Genomic DNA, 19,066 nt, shown 5'->3' with positions numbered 1-19,066 from the left:
GTCAGAAATCGATCGCTGCATAGAACATGGCGAAGAGACCGTCGATCACGATCACGAGAAAGATCGTCTTCACGACCGACGAAGTGACGTGACGGCCCAGAGATTCCGCGCTGCCGCCCACCTTCATCCCCTCGACGGAAGCGATGATCCCGATGATCATGGCCATGAAGGGAGCCTTGATGAGCCCGGCGAAGATGCTGGTGAGGTCGATCGCATCATGGAGCCGCCGCACGAATGTCGCCGGCGTGATATCGGAGTAGAACCAGGCGACGAGGATCGCACCGCCGAGCGCGGCGAAATTTGCAATGATGGTGAGGCAGGGCACGGCGATGACGAGCGCCACGAGCCGGGGGAAGACCAGCACGCCGACGGGATTGAGACCGATGACGGTGAGCGCGTCCACCTCCTCGCGCATCTTCATGGAGCCGATCTCGGCCGTGATCGCGCTGCCGGAGCGGCCGGCGATCATGATCGCGGTGAGCAGCACCCCGAGCTCACGCAGGATGAGGATGCCGACCAGATCGACCGTGAATATCTCCGCGCCGAAATAGCGCAGTTGGAAAGCGCCCTGCTGCGCGATGATGGCACCGACCACAGCCGACATCAGGATGATGATGGGGATCGAGCCGACGCCCATGCGGTCGATCTGGCTGGCGATCGCGGCGGGATTGACTGCGTGCCCGCGGCCGAGCTTCATCTGCGCGCCGCTGATCGTCGCGCCGAGGATGTGCATCCCGTAGAGGATATCGTCTTTCACGTCATATGTCGTGCGGCCGACCGCCGCGAACATCGCCGCGATCCACGCGCCCCGGTGCCCGTCCTTCGGCGAGGGCGGCTCTTCGGCGGTGGGAGCGACGGCGGCCAGAAGAATGGAAGCCGCCTCCGACTGGCCGCTGATCTCGACCTTGGCCCCGCGCTCCTGCTGGCTGGCCACGAGCTTCGCCACCAGCCAGGCGCCGGCCGTATCGAACTGCCGCACCGCGCCGAGATCGATGGTGAGATGGCTGATGCCGTCCCGGTTGCGCAGTCTGCGAACGGCCTCGTCGACGTGGCTCACCGTGCGCGTCGTCCAATGGCCGGAAAGCCGGCAGGCGAGCGCGCTTCCGTCTTCGTGAAGATCGAGGCTCGGCGCTGCCGGATCGGCCTGTGCGGGCGCGCCGCCTCTCCGGGTCAAACTATTGAACACCATGGCCAACATCCTTAAAGCGGAGAGGCCGGGAAGGAAACGGCTTTGCCCGCGAAAGCTCTGCATAGATGGGGCCGATCCCCGCTCTCGCCAACCGATTGAGGTTTTCATGCCACGCTCAATGGCCATCGAAGTCGAGAATTTCCCGATCGCAGGCGTGTTCCGCATCTCGCGCGGCGCAAAAATCGAGGCGCAGGTGATCACCTGCATCCTGTCGGAGGAAACGGCCACCGGGCGCGGCGAGTGCGTTCCCTATGCGCGCTACGGCGAATCGCTCGAAAGCGTGGCCGCGCAGATCGAGGAGGTGCGAGGCGCCATCGCCGACTGCATCGACCGGCACACGCTGTTGAAGCGCATGCCTGCAGGCGCCGCCCGCAATGCCGTCGATTGCGCCTTGTGGGACCTCGAGGCGAAACGGATGGGAAGGCGCGTGGCAGAAGCGGTCTGCGATGCCCCGCCCCGCCCCCTGGTGACCGCCCAGACCGTCTCGCTGGGCACGCCGGACGAGATGGCCGCCGAGGCGCGCCGGCACGCCGCCCGTCCGCTCCTCAAGATAAAGGTCGGCGGCGGGGACGATGCGGCACGCATGCGCGCGGTCGCCGCCGCAGCCCCCCGAAGCCGGCTCATCGTCGACGCCAATGAGGGTTGGACCGAAGCCAATCTGGAGGAAAACCTGAAAGCGGCAGCGGAAAACCGCGTCGCGCTGATCGAGCAGCCGCTCCCTGCCGGCAAAGACGCGGTCCTTGCGGATATCCCCCATCCCGTCCCCATCTGCGCCGACGAGAGCCTGCACACGACGGCCGACCTGGAGCGGCTGAAGGGTCTCTATGACGCCTTGAACATCAAGCTCGACAAGACCGGCGGGCTGACCGAGGCGCTCCTTTTGCGCGACCGGGCCCGCGATCTCGGCTTCTCCATCATGATCGGCTGCATGGTGGGCACGTCGCTCGCCATGGCGCCGGCGGTCCTGCTCGCGCAGGGGGCGGAGTTCGTCGATCTCGACGGCCCGCTGCTGCTCGCGCGCGACCGCGTTCCGGGACTGGCCTATGACGGCGCGCAGGTGTCGCCGCCCGCGCCTGAATTGTGGGGGTGATAACGGCGATATGCCCGCCGCCATCGGCACCGCCTTCGTCTTCACCGCCGCAGCCCTTGCGGAGATCGCAGGATGCTTCGCTTTCTGGGCATGGCTGCGGCAGGGCAAGTCGGTCCTTTGGCTCGGCCCCGGCATCGCTTCGCTGCTCCTGTTTGGCTATCTGCTCACACTCCTGCCCAGCCCCTATGCGGGACGCGCCTATGCGGCCTATGGCGGGATCTACATCACCGCTTCACTTCTCTGGCTGTGGTTTGCTGAAGGTCAGAAGCCGGACGTATGGGACGTCGCCGGCGGCGGCATCGCGATTCTCGCGGCCTGCATCATCCTCTTCGCGCCGCGGACATCATGAGGCGCCAAGCACTGTTTGGATAGCGTCGAATCACTCGCCGTCGAACTAATGCGGAAACGCGTGAGCCAATGCGAACGCATTCCGCTCAAGCCGCCTCGGCGACTTCCTCCTTGGCGGGAGTGCGCGTGCGCGGCTGCTTGACGATCTCCGGCACCGCCGAAGCCTTCGCCCAGGTGATGATCTCGAAATTGCCCTCGAAATCTTCCACCAGCGCAGTACAGCTTTCCACCCAGTCGCCGGTGTTCATGTATTGCACGCCCTTGATCTCCTCCATCGCAGCGTGATGGATATGGCCGCAGATGACGCCGTCCACTTCCGCCCGCAGCGCTTCCTGCGCCAGCACGTCCTGGAAGGAACTGATATACTTCACCGCCTTCTTCACCTTTACCTTGGCCCAGGAGGAGAAGGACCAGTAGGGCTGGCCGGAAAGCCTGCGGACGGCAGCAATCACGCGGTTCACCACGATGGCAACGTCGTAAGCCTTGTCGCCGAGATAGGCGAGCCAGCGGACATTCTGCACAACGGTATCGAACTGGTCGCCATGGATGACGAGGAAGCGCCGGCCGTCCACGCCCTCGTGGACCGCCCGGTCCGCCACCACGATCCCGCCGAAATGCACGCCCTGGAAGGACCGCAGGAACTCGTCATGGTTCCCGGCAATGTAGATGATCTTCGTGCCCTTGCGCGCCTTGCGCAGGAGCTTCTGCACCACGTCGTTGTGGAACTGCGGCCAGTGCCAGGAGCGTCGGAGACGCCATCCGTCGACGATATCCCCCACCAGATAGATCGTATCGGCCTCGTGGTGGCGGAGGAAATCGATGAGGAACTCCGCCTTGGCCGGCTTCGACCCCAGATGGATGTCCGAAAGGAAGATGGTGCGGAAGGTGCGGGGCGCGGTCGCAAGCATGGCCATGTCCAGCTTTGGAATTGCGCTCCCTATGCCTTGATTCATGTCACAGCCATGTGACGGTTGCCATGCAGGAGAGGCGGGAGTAGACGATCAACGGAAACTGAACGGGAATTTCCGATGGATCTTGGCATCAAGGGCAGGAGCGCCATTGTCTGTGCATCGAGCCGGGGACTCGGCCGCGGCTGTGCCATGGCGCTGGCGGAGGCGGGCTGCAATCTGGTCGTCAACGGCCGCGACCCGGAAAGCCTCGGGAAGACGGCGCGCGAGATTCGCGACCGATTCGGCGTTTCGGTGACGGAGGTCGCGGCAGACGTCTCGAGCCAGGACGGCCAGAAGGCGCTGCTTGCCGCCTGCCCGGCCCCGGACATCCTGGTCAACAACAATGCCGGCCCGCCGCAACGCGAATTCAGCACGCTCACCCGCGAGGATATGCTGAAAGGCGTGACCCAGAATATGGTGACGCCGCTGGAGCTGATCCAGGCGACGGCGAACGGCATGGCCGAGCGCGGCTTCGGGCGGATCGTCAACATCACCTCGCTCTCGGTCTACATGCCCATTCAGGGACTCGACCTCTCGTCCGGTGCCCGCGCTGGGCTGACGGCATTTCTGGCCGGCGTCGTGCGCCAGCTCGCGGCGAGGAACGTCACCATCAACCATATGCTGCCCGGCAAGTTCGATACCGAGCGGCTGGCCGCCGGCGTCCGCTACGCGGCGGAGCGGGCCGGCGTCAGCTATGAGGAGCAGGAACGGCGCCAGGCAGCCGCGGTGCCCGCGGGCCGCTTCGGCACGCCGGAGGAATTCGGCCAGGTCTGCGCCTTCCTGTGCTCGGTCCATGCGGGCTACATCACAGGCCAGAACATCCGGCTCGATGGCGGGCTGTTCCCGAGCGCCTTCTGATTTTTCCGAAGCCGCGTTCGCGGCATGTCGATCTGAGTAAGGAGGAAACACTTGAAACTCTTGCGTTTTGGCAACAAGGGCGCGGAAAAGCCGGCCGTTCTCCACACCGACGGGACCATTCGGGACGTCTCCTCCCTGGTGGCCGACTACATGCCGGAAACCATTTCGCCGGCGCTCATCCGCATCCTTCGCTCGGCCGACCTCGCCGCGCTGCCGACGGTGCCGGAGATGACGCGCACCGGCGCGCCGGTCGCGCGCACGGGGCACTTCATCGCCATCGGCCTCAACTATGCCGATCACGCGGCCGAATCGAACCTGCCGGTGCCGGGCGAGCCCGTCGTCTTCTCCAAGGCGCCGAGCTGCCTCTCCGGCCCGGATGACGACGTGATGCTGCCGAAGGAGTCGCGGAAGACCGACTGGGAGGTGGAGCTCGCCGTCATCATCGGCGAGCGCTGCGATTATGTCTCCCAGGAGGAGGCGCTTTCGCGCGTATTCGGCTACGCGGTCTGCAACGACGTTTCGGAGCGCGAATACCAGGCCGAGCGCGGTGGCCAGTGGATCAAGGGCAAGAGCGCACCGACCTTCGGGCCGCTCGGCCCCTGGATCGTCACGCCGGACGAGATCGCCGATCCGCAGAACCTCGACATGTTCCTGGATGTGAACGGCGAGCGCATGCAGACGGGCAACACGAGCACCATGATCTTCTCCGTGGCCGAGATCGTCTCCTATCTATCACGCTTCATGGTGCTGGAGCCCGGCGACGTGATCACCACGGGCACGCCGCCCGGCGTCGGCATGGGACGGAAGCCGCAGGTGTTTCTGAAGGAGGGCGACGAGATGCGCCTCGGCATCGCCGGCCTGGGCGAGCAGCGCCAGCGCGTCGTGGCGCGGTAGCCGTTCATATAGCGGGATTGCACATTCGGAAATGACGGCTCTCCGTCGCCTATTCATCTACTTTCCAACACATGGCCGGCAAGGGCGGCGGTAAGCATGGCGGACAAGGACGTGAAATCCGATCTCGACGAGGCTGCCCTCTTCTTCCATCGCCATCCCACCCCGGGCAAGCTGGAAATCCAGCCGACGAAGCCGCTCGGCAATCAGCGCGACCTGGCGCTGGCCTATTCGCCGGGCGTGGCGGCACCCTGCCTGGCGATCCACGAGGATCCGGCGCTTGCTGCCGACTACACCTCGCGGGCCAATCTGGTGGGCGTCGTGTCGAATGGCACGGCGGTGCTGGGCCTCGGCGATATCGGGCCGCTCGCCTCCAAGCCGGTGATGGAGGGCAAGGCCGTCCTCTTCAAGAAATTCGCCGGCATCAACGTGTTCGACATCGAGATCGATGCGGACGAGATCGACCGCATGGTGGAGACCATCGCGGCGCTGGAGCCAACCTTCGGCGGCATCAATCTGGAGGACATCAAGGCGCCCGAATGCTTCGAGGTGGAGGAGCGCCTCAAGGCACGCATGAAGATCCCGGTCTTCCACGACGACCAGCACGGGACGGCGATCATCGTGGCGGCCGCGGTGCTCAACGGGCTGGAGCTTGCCGGCAAGGACATCGCCTCGGTCAAGATCGTCACCTCCGGCGCGGGGGCGGCGGCCATCGCCTGCCTCAACCTGCTCGTCTCCCTCGGCGCGAAGGCGGAGAATATCTGGGTGACCGACCGCCACGGCGTGGCCTATCGCGGTCGCGTCGAGGAGATGGATCGCTGGAAGGAGCCTTATCTCAAGGACACCACCGCCCGCGCGCTCGCCGATGTCATCGGCGGGGCGGATGTCTTCCTCGGCCTTTCGGCCGGCGGCGTCCTGAAGCCCGAGATGCTGAAAGGAATGGCGGAACGTCCGCTTATCCTGGCGCTCGCCAATCCCAATCCCGAGATCATGCCGGAGCTTGCGCGCAAGGCGCGGCCGGATGCCATGATCTGCACCGGCCGGTCGGACTACCCGAACCAGGTCAACAACGTCCTCTGCTTCCCCTATATCTTCCGCGGCGCGCTCGACGTGGGCGCCACGGCGATCAACGAGGAGATGAAGCTCGCCGCCGTGCGCGCGATCGCAGCCCTTGCGCGCGAGGAGCCCTCGGACGTGGCCGCGCGCGCCTATTCCGGCGAGACACCGATCTTCGGGCCCGACTTCCTGATTCCTTCGGCTTTCGACCCGCGGCTCATCCTGCGAATCGCCCCCGCCGTGGCGAAGGCGGCCATGGATTCGGGTGCCGCCACCCGGCCGATCGAGGATATGGACGTCTATCTCGACCGGCTGAACCGCTTCGTCTTCCGCTCCGGCCTCGTCATGAAGCCGGTTTTCTCCGCCGCCAAGCAGGCCGGCCGCAAGCGTGTGATCTATGCCGACGGGGAGGACGAGCGCGTGCTGCGCGCGGCCCAGGTCGTGCTTGAGGAAGGGCTGGCGCAGCCGATCCTCATCGGCCGCCCGCATGTGGTGGAGGTGCGGCTGCAGCGCTACGGCCTCAAGATCAAGCCGGGCAAGGACTTCGAGATCATCAATCCGGAAGACGACCCGCGCTACCGCGACTATGTGGATCTCCTGATCAGTATCGCCGGAAGGCGCGGCGTGACCACCGAGGTGGCGCGCACGCTGGTGCGCACCAACACCACCGTGATCGCCGCTCTCGCCATGATGCGCGGTGAGGCGGACGCCATGATCTGCGGCTTGGAAGGCCGGTTCGAGCGGCACCTGCGCTATGTGGAGGCCATCATCGGCAGGCGGGATGGCGTGCACGACCTTTCCGCCCTCTCCCTGCTCATCACGCAGCAGGGTGTGGTGTTCTTCACCGACACCTATGTGACGCTTGACCCTTCCGCGGCTGAGATCGCGGAGATGACGGTGCTTGCAGCAGAGGAAATCCGCCGCTTCGGCATCGATCCCAAGGCCGCCCTCCTCTCCCATTCGGATTTCGGCTCGCGCGATTCGCCCAGCGCGCTCAAGATGCGCGAGGCGGTCTCGATCCTGCATCGCATCGCTCCCGATCTGGTGGTCGACGGCGAGATGCACGGCGACGCGGCCCTTTCGGAGGAACTGCGCCAGCGCGTCTACCCGCATGCCCTCCTCAAGGGCGAGGCAAACCTGCTCGTCTTCCCCAATCTCGACGCGGCGAACATCACGCTGACCACGGTGAAGGAGATGACCGACGCGCTCCATGTCGGGCCGATCCTGCTGGGCGCGGCCCGCCCGGCGCATATCCTGACGCCGTCGGTCACCTCGCGTGGCATCGTGAACATGACGGCACTCGCGGCGGTCGAGGCCCTGCAGGCGCAAAACCGGCAATTGAGCCTTCCGGGCTAACGGGCATTTAACCGGAACCCGATAGGCTTCCAGACCATTCCCATCCCGATCGCGGCCATGCCTGGAAGAGCCGCGGCGAGTGGTCTGTGGAGATACGGATGCAGCGTTCAGACAATTCGTTGACCCCGGCGCGCCTTGCCCTTCTTGCGGCGCTCGCGCTTTGTCTTGGAAGCACGGGCGCCACGGCCCAATCGATCGGCTACACCGTGATCGGAGGCAAATACGAAAGCGATCCAGCACCGGGCCTCGAGAAGACCTCCTCGATCCGCGCGCCGGAGGCGGCACCTTCCTCCATCGAGGAGATTCCGGACGTGGGTGTGACCGCCGATGATGCCGGGAAGCCCCAGGAGGCAGCCGTCCGGCCGATGACGGAAGCCGAGAAGAATGTCAGGGTCGTCGGGCCGAAATTCCTTCCCGACCCAGAAGGGGCAATAAATCTGCGAGCTCCGGACCAGCCTCGCGCCCGGTGAGCGCCAGGCGCAGGGGCTTGAAAAGCGCTTTGCCCTTGCGCCCGGTCTTCTCTTTCACCGCTTCCGTCCAGGAGCGCCAGGTCTCGCGATCCCAGGGCTCGGGCGGCAGGAGGTTCAAGGCTTCGCGCACGAAGGCGCGGTCGTCCTCCGAAAGCTCCGCTTTCTCCGGCCCTTCGGCCACGATGCGCCACCAGTTGGCGGCATCGGAAAGCTTCTCTATGTTGCCGCGCACGGCGAGCCAGAAGGGCTCTGCCTTGGGCCCGCCTATGCCCATTCCGGCAAGCCGGGGAGCCGCTTCCTCGAAGGGCATGGACTGGATGAGCGAGCGGCTCAGCGCTTCAAGCTCCACCGGGTCGAACTTGGCAGAGGATTTCGAGCTCGATGCGGGATCGAACTGCGCGGCAAGCGCCTCCATGTCGCGATAAGCCGTCACAGTTTCCGACGTGCCGATGAGGACCGCCAGCGAGGCGACGGCCATGGGCTCTATTCCACCATCCCGGAGACCGGCAATGGAGAGTGAGCCCGTGCGCTTGGAAAGCCCCTCGCCCGTGACGGTGGTCAGCAGATTGTGATGGCCGAAGGCCGGCGCCGTCGCGCCCAGCGCCTCGAAAAGCGCAATCTGCGCGCCCGTATTGGTAACATGGTCGTCGCCGCGGATCACATGGGTGATGCCAAGGTCGATATCGTCCACCACCGAGGGCAGCGTGTAGAGGAACGTCCCGTCTTCGCGCACCAGCACGGGGTCTGACATGGAGGCCAGATCCACCGTCTGCGGCCCGCGCACGATATCGTCCCAGCGGACTTCCGTGCGCTTCGGCGAAAAGGGATCGGCATCGAAATTGGGCAGCAGGAAGCGCCAGTGCGGCCTGCGCCCCTCATCCTCGAACGCGGCCTTCTGCTCGCCGGAGAGCTTCAGCGCCTCGCGTCCGTAGACCGGCGGCAGGCGGCGCGAGAGCCTGATCTTGCGGCGAAGCTCCAGTTCCTCCGGCGTCTCGTAGCAGGGGTAAAGGAAGCCGGCGGTCTGGAGCTTCTCCACGGCGCGTTCGTAGAGAGCGAAGCGTTCCGACTGGCGCACCGTCAGGTCCGGCGCAATGCCGAGCCAGCCAAGGTCCGCCTCGATCTGATTGGCATATTCGCGCCGCGAGCGCCCGACATCCGTATCGTCGAAACGCAGCACAAAGCGCCCGCCGGCCTTTTTTGCGAACAGCCAGTTGAACAGCGCCGTGCGGGCGTTGCCGATATGGATCTGCCCCGTGGGGGACGGGGCGAAGCGGACCGTGACACTCATGGCGCGGAGGTAGCGGAGGTGTGCGTGCTTGGCAAGGCACGCGCGCGCAGACGGCGCGAGACGAGCAGCATCAGGAACGCGGCGGCAAGGCAATAAAGCCCCATGGCCGCGATCTGCAGCGGATAGGAGACCCCGAAGTCGATCAGCGCGCCCGTCAGCCCGGGTCCCACGGCCGTGGCGAGGACGAGAATGGCGACGACCAGCGCACGCACCGCGCCAAGATGCCGGATGCCATAGATTTCCGGCCATAGCGCGCCCATCAGCGTGGAGGAAAAGCCGTTGGACATTCCGAGCAGCCCCATGAAAACGAAGACGCTCCACCGGCCCTCGAAGAAGGCCAGCACGAAGCAGGCCGCACCGAGCGGCAGGAGAAAGGCCGGCAATACCGCGGCTGCGGAGAAGCGGTCAATGAGTTGGCCGGCCACCAGCGCGAAGAGAATCGTCATCGTTGCCGAAACGGTGAAGGCGGAAGCGAAGATTTCCAGCGACCATCCGCGCAGTTCCACCAGATAGACCTGGTGGAAGGCAATGGTGGTGCCGATGAAGCCCGGCGCCATGACTCCGAGCAGGAGCACATAGAACAGCGGGTCGCGAACCACCTCACCCCGCGTCCAGTCGCGTCCAGTCGTCGGGCGCGCCGCCGGATCCGTGGAGCGCGGCGTACGCTCGACGGCCATGAGGGCGGCGATAAGCGGCAGAGCCACGGCGATCAGGAAAGCGGCCCCGAGCAGCCAGCCGTTGCGCCAGCCCAATGCCCCGGCCAATGCGACAAAGGTCAGCGGCAGGGTTGCCTCGCCCGCATTGTGCCCGAGAGTGACGATGGAGACGGCGCGCCCGCGCTGGGCGGAGAACCAGCGCCCCATGGCGGTGAAGGCGTTCTGCGTCATCATCCCCTGCCCGAAGAGGCGCAGGAGATAGATCGTCACGCAAAGCACGACGATCGAAGTGGACAGCGCCATCGACACGCAGGCAAGCGCCAGAACGGGCACGATGATGACGGTGACCGTCTTCACCGAGTAGCGGTCGACGATCTGACCGAAACGGGAGAGCGTCAAGGCGCTGGCAAGAGTGGCCAGCATGTAGATAATGCCGAACTGGCCGTTGGAGAGCCCGTATTCAGCGCGCACATTGCCCGCAGAGATCGATATGAAGAAGGTCTGGCCGAAAGAAGAGAAGTAGGTGAGCAGGAACCCGCCGGCGAGCCACCGGGCGTTCTCGCGAAGGAAATGAAAAAAGGACATCGAATTCTCTGGTGGGGAGTGCCGGCAGGCTTCGGCCGATACCGGACTCGGGCAAGGACGGCACAATCCTAGGCGCTTATCCCGATCGCGCAAGGCACGGGCCACCCTGTCACACCGGCTTTTTCGCGCTGGCGCAACGGCACTTGCATGATAGATAAGCATGTGCTTATCTATCATCATGAACGAGTCGGAAGTCTTTCGTGCCTTGGCGGACCCGACAAGGCGCGCTGTACTGGAGCGGTTGCTCGAGGGCGAGAAGAACGCGACGGAGCTGCGCGAGGGCCTCGGCATCTCGCAGCCGGCGGTGTCCCAGCACGTCGCGGTGCTGCGCAGCGCGGGCCTCATCGCGGAAAAGAAGAGCGGCCGCCATGTGCACTATAGCCTGGCGCCCGAGGGGCTTGCGCCGGTGTTCGACTGGCTCACCCGCTACCGCACCTTCTGGCCGACGCGCGTCGAAAGGCTGAAGGCGCTTCTGAAGGAGATGGATCAATGATCCCCGAGGACGAAGCTGACACCAGGCCGGACGAAGTCGTCGTGGAATGCGAGATGGAGGCCTCGCCCGAAAAGCTCTGGCGGGCGCTGACGCAGGAGCCTTTCCTGGCCGACTGGCTGGGCGCGCGGCCGGCGGACGAAGATGCGCAGGGGCCGAGCTACCCGATCGTCGAAGCGAAGCCTTACAGCCGCGTGCGCTACGCCTGGCACGATCCCGAAAGCCCCGATGCGCCGCCGGCCGTCACCGTCGAACTCGAGCGGCTGTCTGCCGGCCGCACGTGGTTCCGCCTGACCCATGGCGAGACGACCGCACGCGTCGGCGGCGCCGCCAATTCGAACCGGCCGCCGCTGGCACTGGCGGCTTAAAGAAAGCGCCTCAATTACCTGTTTCAAAAGGAGGTTGCGCCATGCGCGACACGATGAATCTCGTCCCCATGGTGGTCGAACAGTCCGCGCGCGGCGAGCGCGCCTTCGACATCTTCTCGCGCCTCCTGCGCGAGCGCATCGTCTTCCTGAACGGCCAGGTGGACGACAATTCCGCCGCCCTCATCTGCGCCCAGATGCTGCATCTGGAGGCGGAGAACCCGAAGAAGGAGATCGCCTTCTACATCAATTCGCCGGGAGGCGTGGTCTCCAGCGGCTTTGCGATCTACGACACGATGCAGTTCATCCAGTGTCCGGTGGCGACGCTCTGCCTGGGCTCGGCCGCCTCCATGGGGTCCTTCCTTCTCATGGCCGGTGAACCCGGCATGCGCGTCGCGCTGCCGAATGCCAGCATCATCCTGCATCAGCCGCTGGGCGGCTTCCAGGGACAGGCTTCCGATATCGAGCGCCACGCGCAGAACGTGGCGAGGCTCAAGCGGCGGATGATCCGGCTTTACGCCGAGCACTGCGGACGGACGGAAGAAGAGGTGGAGCGCACGCTCGACCGCGATTTCTTCATGACCGCCGAGGACGCCCGCGAATGGGGTTTGGTCGATCACGTCTATAGCCGCCGCGCGGCGCTGGAGATGCCGATGAAGCAGATAAGGGACGGCGTCTCTTTCGACTGAAGGCGGTTTCCGGAACGCGGCCCCGTGGTGCCGGGGAAGCCCCGCGGAAGCCGAACGCCCTACTGCCGGTCGCGGAACTTGTTCGTGATGGGATAGCGGCGGTCGCGCCCGAAATTCTTCTTGGTGATCTTCACGCCGGGTGCGGCCTGCCGGCGCTTGTACTCGGCCACGTAGAGCAGGTGCTCCACCCGGTGGACGAGCTCGCGATCGTGCCCCCGCGCGACGATGTCGTCGACGCCCATCTCGTTTTCCACCAGGCATTCGAGGATATCGTCGAGCATCGGATAGGGCGGCAGCGAATCCTGGTCGGTCTGGTCGGGGCGCAGTTCCGCCGAGGGCGCCTTGTCGATGATTGCGGACGGGATCACCTCGCCGGAAGGTCCAAGCGCGGTGGGCGGCACATGCGCGTTGCGCCAGCGGCAGAGCGCATAGACCTGCATCTTGTAGAGATCCTTGATCGGGTTGAAACCGCCGTTCATATCGCCATAGAGCGTGGCGTAACCCACCGACATCTCCGACTTGTTGCCGGTGGTCACCACCATGGAGCCGAACTTGTTGGAGATGGCCATGAGCAGCGTGCCGCGCGCGCGGCTTTGCAGGTTCTCCTCGGTAATCCCCTCCTCCGTACCCTCGAACAGTTGGCCGAGCGCGTTGCGGAAACCCTCCACCGGCTCGTGGATCGGCACGATGTCGTAGCGGCAGCCGAGCGCCCGTGCGCAGTCCTCCGCATCACGAAGCGATTCCCTCGACGTGTAACGGTAGGGCATCATCACCGCCCTCACCCGCTCCTCGCCAAGGGCGTCGACGGCAAGTGCCGCGCAGAGCGCGGAATCGACGCCGCCGGAAAGGCCAAGCACGACATTCCTGAAGCCGTTCTTGTTCACATAATCGCGCAGGCCCAGCATGCAGGCGCGATAGTCCGCCTCTTCCTTCTCGGGGATGATGGCCATCGGGCCGTCCGAGCAGACCCAGCCGTCGGGCTCTCCCGTTTGCGCGCCTTCGGCGTCGCGGCCTCTACGCCAGGTGGTGACGGCCACCGTCTCTTCGAACTGGCTCATCTGGAAGGCCAGCGATTTGTCCGCTGAAATCGCGAAGGAGGCGCCGTCGAAAACGAGCTCGTCCTGCCCGCCGAGCATATTGGCATAAAGGAGCGGCAGGCCGCTTTCGATCACCTGCACGATCGCGACCTGCTGGCGCACCTCCACCTTGCCGCGGTAGTAGGGCGAACCATTCGGGACGAGCAGGATCTCCGCACCCGATTCGGCCAGCGTCTCGCACACGTCGAGCTTGCCCCAGATGTCCTCGCAGATCGGGATGCCGAGCCGCACGCCACGGAAGTTGACGGGACCGGGCATGCTCGGCCCGGCCTGGAAGACGCGCTTTTCGTCGAACTCGCCGTAATTCGGCAGGTCAAGCTTGTGACGCTCGGCGAGTATCGTGCCGCCGTCGAGCACCATGACGGAATTGTGCACGCCACTCTCGCGCTTCAGCGGCGTGCCGATGATGACGCCCGGGCCCCCGTCGGCCGTATCGGCGGCGAATTCCCGCACCGCCTCCTCGCAGGCAGTGACGAAGGCAGGCTTCATCACCAGGTCCTCCGGCGGGTAGCCGGCGATGAAGAGTTCGGTGAAGAGGACGAGGTCCGCACCCTGCCGGGAGGCATCCGCCCGCGCTTCGCGCGCCTTGGCGAGATTGCCGGTAATGTCGCCCACGGTGGGATTCAACTGCGCGACGGCGATGCGGAGGATATCGGGAGCGGCGTTGGTCATGAAGCTCATCTAGCTTGCGGTCCGAAAGCTTGCAACCGTCGCACCTCAGCCGGCAACGCCCAGCGCATCCTCGCCCCGGTCGAGCATCAGCGGGATGATGAGGTCTTCCTCGTCGTGGAGGTGGCGAGTGAGCATGTGGATCAGCCGCTCGTTCTCGTCCGCATAGGCATCGGCGGCAAAATGTTGCTTGTCCGCATCCTGTTGCAGGGCAACGAGGAATTCGCGTGCCGTTGCCGCGTTGCGCTCCAGCGCGTCGTGGATGACGTGATGGTCGCTGTCGAGGATGTCGAAACCACGCTGCAGCCGCCGCTCCGCCCTCGCGAACACAGGAAAATAGTGCAGGTCCTCCACCTGATGATGGCCGTGGAGCTGCTGCAGGAAGAAGTTGAGGCGCGGCGCGAACCACTGCGCAAACCCGGCCGGCGGCAGAAGCCCCTCACGATAGTCTGAGACGCTTTTTTGCAGCATCCCGCCCAGTTCGCGGAACATATCGTGCCGCTGCAGCCAGAACTGCGCCATCTCGCCGAGATTGGCGTGGCCGGCCCAGGTCTCGCGCGGATATTTTTCCGCCAGGAAGCGCAGGTCCTCCGGCAGTCCGGTGCGGTGGTCGATGAGAAGACCGCTCGGCAGATCGCTCATGCTCGCCCTTCGTCGTTCTCCGGCGCCTCCTCCGCGACCGGAACCGAGGGGCTCGACCGCGCATATTGCGGCAGCCCATCCGTGATTTCATAGTAGTCACCCTTGTCGGCAACGAAGATGTGCGCCTCCGCCTTGAGCCCGCTCGGGCGGTCGAAGCTGCCGGCCATGATCGATGTCACGTCGGCATCGTTGCGCTTCCAGAAGAGCGCCGAGCCGCAGATACGGCAAAAGCCGCGTCTGGCAAAATCCGACGCGGCATACCAGGTAAGGTTCTCGGCCCCCTCGATGGTGAGCCGCGCATCCTCCACGTCGGTCGCGGCATAGTGGTGCCCGGTCTGCCTGCGGCATTGCGAGCAGTGGCAATAGACCACGCCGCGCAACTTGCCCGCAGCGCGGAAATGGACGGCGCCGCACAGGCAAGCACCGTGCCTGATCTCGCTCATCGACTATCTCCCCTGTGATCTGGCGGCATCATGCCACGGCGCGGACGCGGATGACATTTCAGAGCATTGAACGCTGCGGTCAATGTGGGTGCGCGACGAAATGAAACAAGACGGGGCGAGCAAGCGCTGAAACGCCGACGCATCATCCCGGAAGCCCCGAAGGGCTATCCAGAATCCTTTCGTCGCGGAAATCGGCGTGCTTCCTGCTCCCGCGCACCCTTCGGAACCGTCCCCGTTTCCGCGGAGACCGGCTGCACCTCCCAATGCGTTCGGCTCTCCGTTCGGTCGGCGGGAATGACGGGGGGAGTGGCCGGCCTCAGCCTGCAGCCGCCTTCCTCTGCGGGTGCGCAGCGGCATCCTTCTTCAGAAGCTCCGCCACCAGGAAAGCAAGCTCCAGCGCCTGGTCGGCGTTAAGGCGCGGATCACAATGGGTGTGGTAGCGGTCCTGCAGATCGTCGGCCGAGATCGCGCGCGCGCCGCCGGTGCACTCGGTGACGTTCTTGCCGGTCATCTCGACATGGATGCCGCCCGGATGCGTGCCTTCGGCCCGGTGCACCTCGAAAAAGGTCTCGACCTCCTTCAGGATCCGGTCGAAGGGCCGCGTCTTATAGCCGTTGAGCGAGATCGTGTTGCCGTGCATGGGATCGCAGGACCACACCACCTTGCGGCCTTCCTTCTCGACCGCGCGAACGAGCTTCGGCAGGTGATCGGCCACCTTGTCGGCGCCGAAGCGTGCGATCAGCGTCAGCCGGCCGGCCTCGTTCTGCGGATTGAGCGCATCGATGAGGCGGATCAGCGTGTCCGGCTCCAGCGACGGGCCGCATTTGAGGCCGAGCGGGTTCTTCACGCCGCGGGCATATTCCACATGGGCGTGGTCGGGCTGGCGCGTACGGTCGCCGATCCAGATCATGTGGCCGGAGGTGGCGTACCACTCGCCGGAGGTGGAATCGACGCGCGTCAGCGCTTCCTCATAGCCGAGAAGCAGGGCCTCGTGGCTGGTGTAGAAATCCGTCTCGCGCAGCGAGGGATGGCTTTCCGCATTGATGCCGATGGCGCGCATGAAATCCATCGTCTCGGATATGCGGTCGGCCAGAGCCTTGTAACGCTCGCCCTGCGGGCTATCGGAGATGAAGCCCACCATCCACTTGTGCACGTTCTCCAGATTGGCATAGCCGCCCTGGGCGAAGGCGCGCAGGAGGTTGAGCGTCGCGGCGGACTGCCGGTAGGCCATCTCCTGGCGCGCCGGATCGGGCACGCGCGAATTCTCGGAGAAATCGATGCCGTTGATGATGTCGCCGCGGTAGGCGGGCAGCGTCACCGCGCCCTTGGTCTCGGAGTCCGACGAGCGCGGCTTGGCGAACTGCCCGGCGATGCGCCCGACCTTGACCACGGGCTGGGCGCCGCCGAAGGTCAGAACGACCGCCATCTGCAGGAAAACGCGGAAGAAATCGCGGATATTGTCGGCCCCGTGCTCGGAGAAGCTCTCCGCGCAGTCACCGCCCTGGAGCAGGAATGCTTCGCCATTGGCGACGGTGGCGAGCTGCCTCTTGAGCTTGCGCGCCTCGCCCGCAAAAACGAGCGGCGGATAGGTCGCCATGCGAGCCTCGACCTCGGCCAGCGCGGCAGCGTCCGGATAGGCCGGGACCTGCTGAATCGGCTTCTCTCTCCAGGAACTCGGCGACCATTTCGTCATGTCAGCACCCATAAGCTTCGTCCGCCCCCGGCATAATCCGGCAGGCTGGCGGCTATTTACCGGAAGCTTCGCCAGGATACTACCCCGCATTTCACCGCGAATCGATGTGAAATTGATCCGCTGGAATTGAGGAGCGACAGTCTTACGCGGCGCGATCTAGCGATCGTACAGGCGCTCTCCATTTCTCACACGATAGGTCGGCCGGTACATCGTCACCAGCTCTTCCGCGGCGGTGGGATGCACGGCCATGGTGCGGTCGAAGACGTCCTTGGTAAGCTCACCCTTGATCGCAATGCCCAAGAGCTGCGCCATCTCGCCGGCATCGGGTCCCAGGATGTGCGCGCCAACCACGCGGCGCGAGGAGGCGTCGACCACGAGCTTCATGATCATCTTCTCCTGGCGGCCCGACAGCGTGTGGCGCATGGGGCGGAAGCTGGCGCGGTAGATCTCGAGCTCCTCGAAACGCCTCGCCGCATCTTCTTCCGACAGTCCCACCGTGCCGATCTCCGGCTGCGAGAACACCGCCGTCGCGATGTCCTGATGGTCGACCTCGGTCGGATTGTCCTTGAACACGGTCTCGATGAAGCACATCGCCTCGTGGATGGCGACGGGCGTCAGCTGCACCCGGTCGGTGACGTCGCCGATCGCCCAGATATTCTCCACACTCGTACGTGAATATGCGTCAACGCGGATCTCGCCTTTCACGCCGGTTTCCACGCCGGTCTTCTCCAGCCCCAGCCCTTCCGTGTTCGGAAGGCGGCCGATGGCGAGCATGACCTTGTCGAAGGTCTCCACATTGCCCGACATCAGTTGTGTGTCGAGCCTGCCATCCGCCCGCTTCTCCACCTTCTCGATGATGTCCTGGCAGATGATGCGGATGCCCTTGGCCTCCATGGCTTCGTGCAGGCCGCGGCGGACATCCCCGTCGAAGCGGCTCAGGATCTCCTTGCCGCGATAGATGAGCGTGGTCTCGACGCCGAGCCCGTGGAAGATGTTGGCGAATTCGACGGCGATGTAGCCGCCGCCCTCGATGGCGATGGTGCGCGGCAGCTCCGTCAGGTCGAAGGCTTCGTTGGAGTAGATGCAGTGCTCGCGCCCGGGCAGCGCCTCGTGCGGGTTGGGCCTGCCGCCGGTGGCGATCAGGATGTTTTCCGCCGTCAGCGTCTCGGCGCCGACCTGCACCGTGTGCCGGTCGAGGAGAACCGCCCTGCCCTCGATGATCCGTGCGCCGGCATTTTCGAGGCCCTTGCGGTAGAGTCCCTCCAGCCGGGCGATCTCACGGTCCTTGTTGGCCACGAGCGTCGGCCAATCGAAGCTGGTTTCTCCGACGGTCCAGCCGTAGCCGGCCGCATCCTCGAAATGCTCCGGGAACTGGGACGCGTAGACGAAGAGCTTCTTCGGCACGCAGCCGCGGATCACGCAGGTGCCGCCGAATCGGTATTCCTCCGCGATCGCCACGCGCTTGCCCATCGCCGCGGCCAGCCGCCCGGCACGCACGCCGCCCGATCCGCCGCCGATGACAAAGAGGTCGAGGTCGTAAGTCGCCATGGTCTCACCCGCCACTCGTGTTTTTCGTTTCCCTGCAGCTATGACGTCGCGCCGCAAAAGAAAAGCCCGGCGCGCAGGCCGGGCCTTCAATTCTGTTCAACGGTCACTTTCCGTCAGTTGGACGTTGCGCCCTCCACCGGCGCCGGCGCCGCCCCCTCCGGCTCTTCGGCTGGCATCTGCGGCGCCTGGGTGCCGGCGGCCGCCTGCAAGGTTTCCACCACGGAGTTGGACAGGTCGCGCACCACACCGCGCCGCCAGATCTCGGCTGCCTGCAGCACTTCGCGGGTGACGATCGGCCCGTCCGAGAGCAGCTTCTTGCCCGTTGGCGAATTGTAGAAGGTGGCGATGTTCTGCAGGTCCTCCTGGCTGAAGATGCGCGCATAGGCGAGCGCGGACTCCTTCTCCAGGTCCGCCCGGCGGCTGGCGAGTTCCAGCGCCTTCTCGTCCACCGTGGCGTTGATGAGGTTCACCAGGTTCGGGCTCTGCTGGATGAGCTGGGCCTTCAGCGTCGCCGCGGCCTCCGGCAGATAGTTGTCGAACGGGTCGGTGGCGTTGATCGCGTCGATCGCCGTGCGCGCAGCCTTGAGGTGCTCCTCGGAAATCTCCTGGGCACCGGCCGACAGCGTCATCGTGGTCAAAGCCATCGCTGCGGTCAATGCGATCAAGCGAGCGCGTCTGGCCAGATTCATCTTG

Annotated in this window: 19 protein-coding genes; 9 read left to right on the top strand and 10 right to left on the bottom strand. The window is 65.2% G+C overall.

The genetic code is table 11. The annotated features are described in order from the left end of the window. Position 1 precedes the first annotated feature (1 nt). Positions 2 to 1,189, bottom strand: coding sequence for an ABC transporter permease (locus PVE73_RS11990; protein ID WP_277367132.1), 1,188 nt, complete (start codon positions 1,187 to 1,189; stop codon positions 2 to 4). A gap of 106 nt (positions 1,190 to 1,295) precedes the next feature. On the opposite strand from PVE73_RS11990, the gene dgcA reads away from it, so the two are divergent. After that, positions 1,296 to 2,279 carry an N-acetyl-D-Glu racemase DgcA gene (gene dgcA, locus PVE73_RS11985; RefSeq protein ID WP_277367131.1) on the top strand — a complete coding sequence of 328 codons (984 nt, stop codon included), beginning with the start codon at positions 1,296 to 1,298 and terminating at the stop codon, positions 2,277 to 2,279. Between the two features lie 10 nt (positions 2,280 to 2,289). Further along, positions 2,290 to 2,628 carry a YnfA family protein gene (locus tag PVE73_RS11980; RefSeq protein ID WP_277367130.1) on the top strand — a complete coding sequence of 113 codons (339 nt, stop codon included), beginning with the start codon at positions 2,290 to 2,292 and terminating at the stop codon, positions 2,626 to 2,628. A gap of 85 nt (positions 2,629 to 2,713) precedes the next feature. On the opposite strand, the gene PVE73_RS11975 is transcribed toward PVE73_RS11980, so the two are convergent. Further along, positions 2,714 to 3,535: a UDP-2,3-diacylglucosamine diphosphatase gene (locus PVE73_RS11975; RefSeq protein ID WP_277367129.1), complete on the bottom strand. Its 822-nt coding sequence runs from the start codon at positions 3,533 to 3,535 to the stop codon at positions 2,714 to 2,716. 120 nt (positions 3,536 to 3,655) lie between these two features. On the opposite strand from PVE73_RS11975, the gene PVE73_RS11970 reads away from it, so the two are divergent. The 4 genes from PVE73_RS11970 (at position 3,656) to PVE73_RS11955 (ending at position 8,208) form a co-directional block, all read left to right on the top strand. Then, positions 3,656 to 4,435: an SDR family oxidoreductase gene (locus tag PVE73_RS11970; protein WP_277367128.1), complete on the top strand. Its 780-nt coding sequence runs from the start codon at positions 3,656 to 3,658 to the stop codon at positions 4,433 to 4,435. 51 nt (positions 4,436 to 4,486) lie between these two features. Then, positions 4,487 to 5,329, top strand: a complete 843-nt coding sequence (locus PVE73_RS11965) for a fumarylacetoacetate hydrolase family protein (RefSeq protein ID WP_277367127.1) — start codon at positions 4,487 to 4,489, stop codon at positions 5,327 to 5,329. 96 nt (positions 5,330 to 5,425) lie between these two features. Then, entirely contained in the window at positions 5,426 to 7,738 is a 2,313-nt protein-coding gene (locus tag PVE73_RS11960; protein ID WP_277367126.1) for an NADP-dependent malic enzyme, read from the top strand. 98 nt (positions 7,739 to 7,836) lie between these two features. Continuing rightward, entirely contained in the window at positions 7,837 to 8,208 is a 372-nt protein-coding gene (locus tag PVE73_RS11955) for a hypothetical protein (protein ID WP_277367125.1), read from the top strand. Here the strand turns inward: PVE73_RS11955 and gltX are convergent. Further along, on the bottom strand, positions 8,126 to 9,496 hold the full coding sequence (gene gltX, locus PVE73_RS11950; RefSeq protein ID WP_277367124.1) for a glutamate--tRNA ligase: 1,371 nt from the start codon (positions 9,494 to 9,496) through the stop codon (positions 8,126 to 8,128). The genes PVE73_RS11955 and gltX overlap by 83 nt on opposite strands. Beyond that, entirely contained in the window at positions 9,493 to 10,737 is a 1,245-nt protein-coding gene (locus PVE73_RS11945; protein ID WP_277367123.1) for an MFS transporter, read from the bottom strand. The genes gltX and PVE73_RS11945 overlap by 4 nt, the downstream gene beginning before the upstream one ends. A 178-nt stretch (positions 10,738 to 10,915) precedes the next feature. On the opposite strand from PVE73_RS11945, the gene PVE73_RS11940 reads away from it, so the two are divergent. Genes PVE73_RS11940 through PVE73_RS11930 form a run of 3 tightly spaced genes read left to right on the top strand, consistent with a single transcriptional unit; the run spans position 10,916 to position 12,281 of the window. Next, positions 10,916 to 11,230 (top strand): metalloregulator ArsR/SmtB family transcription factor, encoded by a 315-nt coding sequence (locus PVE73_RS11940; RefSeq protein WP_277367431.1) that lies wholly within the window; start codon positions 10,916 to 10,918, stop codon positions 11,228 to 11,230. Continuing rightward, complete coding sequence (locus tag PVE73_RS11935; RefSeq protein WP_277367122.1) at positions 11,227 to 11,595, top strand: SRPBCC domain-containing protein; 369 nt, start codon at positions 11,227 to 11,229, stop codon at positions 11,593 to 11,595. The genes PVE73_RS11940 and PVE73_RS11935 overlap by 4 nt, the downstream gene beginning before the upstream one ends. Before the next feature lie 41 nt (positions 11,596 to 11,636). Then, positions 11,637 to 12,281: an ATP-dependent Clp protease proteolytic subunit gene (locus tag PVE73_RS11930; protein WP_277367121.1), complete on the top strand. Its 645-nt coding sequence runs from the start codon at positions 11,637 to 11,639 to the stop codon at positions 12,279 to 12,281. Between the two features lie 59 nt (positions 12,282 to 12,340). Here PVE73_RS11930 and PVE73_RS11925 read toward each other — a convergent pair whose 3' ends face one another. The 6 genes from PVE73_RS11925 to PVE73_RS11900 all read right to left on the bottom strand — a co-directional run bounded on the left by PVE73_RS11925 (position 12,341) and on the right by PVE73_RS11900 (position 19,062). After that, entirely contained in the window at positions 12,341 to 14,050 is a 1,710-nt protein-coding gene (locus PVE73_RS11925; RefSeq protein ID WP_277367120.1) for an NAD+ synthase, read from the bottom strand. A 45-nt stretch (positions 14,051 to 14,095) separates the two neighbouring features. Then, positions 14,096 to 14,689, bottom strand: coding sequence for a hemerythrin domain-containing protein (locus PVE73_RS11920; RefSeq protein WP_277367119.1), 594 nt, complete (start codon positions 14,687 to 14,689; stop codon positions 14,096 to 14,098). Continuing rightward, positions 14,686 to 15,132, bottom strand: coding sequence for a GFA family protein (locus tag PVE73_RS11915; protein ID WP_277367118.1), 447 nt, complete (start codon positions 15,130 to 15,132; stop codon positions 14,686 to 14,688). Before PVE73_RS11915 ends, PVE73_RS11920 begins: the two co-directional genes overlap by 4 nt. Positions 15,133 to 15,448: 316 nt before the next feature. After that, complete coding sequence (locus tag PVE73_RS11910; protein WP_277367117.1) at positions 15,449 to 16,825, bottom strand: 3-deoxy-7-phosphoheptulonate synthase class II; 1,377 nt, start codon at positions 16,823 to 16,825, stop codon at positions 15,449 to 15,451. A gap of 156 nt (positions 16,826 to 16,981) precedes the next feature. After that, positions 16,982 to 18,373 (bottom strand): glutathione-disulfide reductase, encoded by a 1,392-nt coding sequence (gene gor / locus PVE73_RS11905; RefSeq protein WP_277367116.1) that lies wholly within the window; start codon positions 18,371 to 18,373, stop codon positions 16,982 to 16,984. A gap of 113 nt (positions 18,374 to 18,486) precedes the next feature. Further along, the gene (locus tag PVE73_RS11900) at positions 18,487 to 19,062 is read right to left on the bottom strand and encodes a DUF2059 domain-containing protein (RefSeq protein ID WP_277367115.1); all 576 of its coding nucleotides are present in this window, start codon (positions 19,060 to 19,062) and stop codon (positions 18,487 to 18,489) included. Between the last annotated feature and the right edge of the window lie 4 nt (positions 19,063 to 19,066).

It is taken from the genome of Chelativorans sp. AA-79, assembly GCF_029457495.1.
In the GTDB taxonomy this organism is placed as follows: domain Bacteria; phylum Pseudomonadota; class Alphaproteobacteria; order Rhizobiales; family Rhizobiaceae; genus Chelativorans.
Note: the sequence above shows the minus strand (reverse complement) of the source record. Positions and strands in the feature narration are given on the sequence as shown.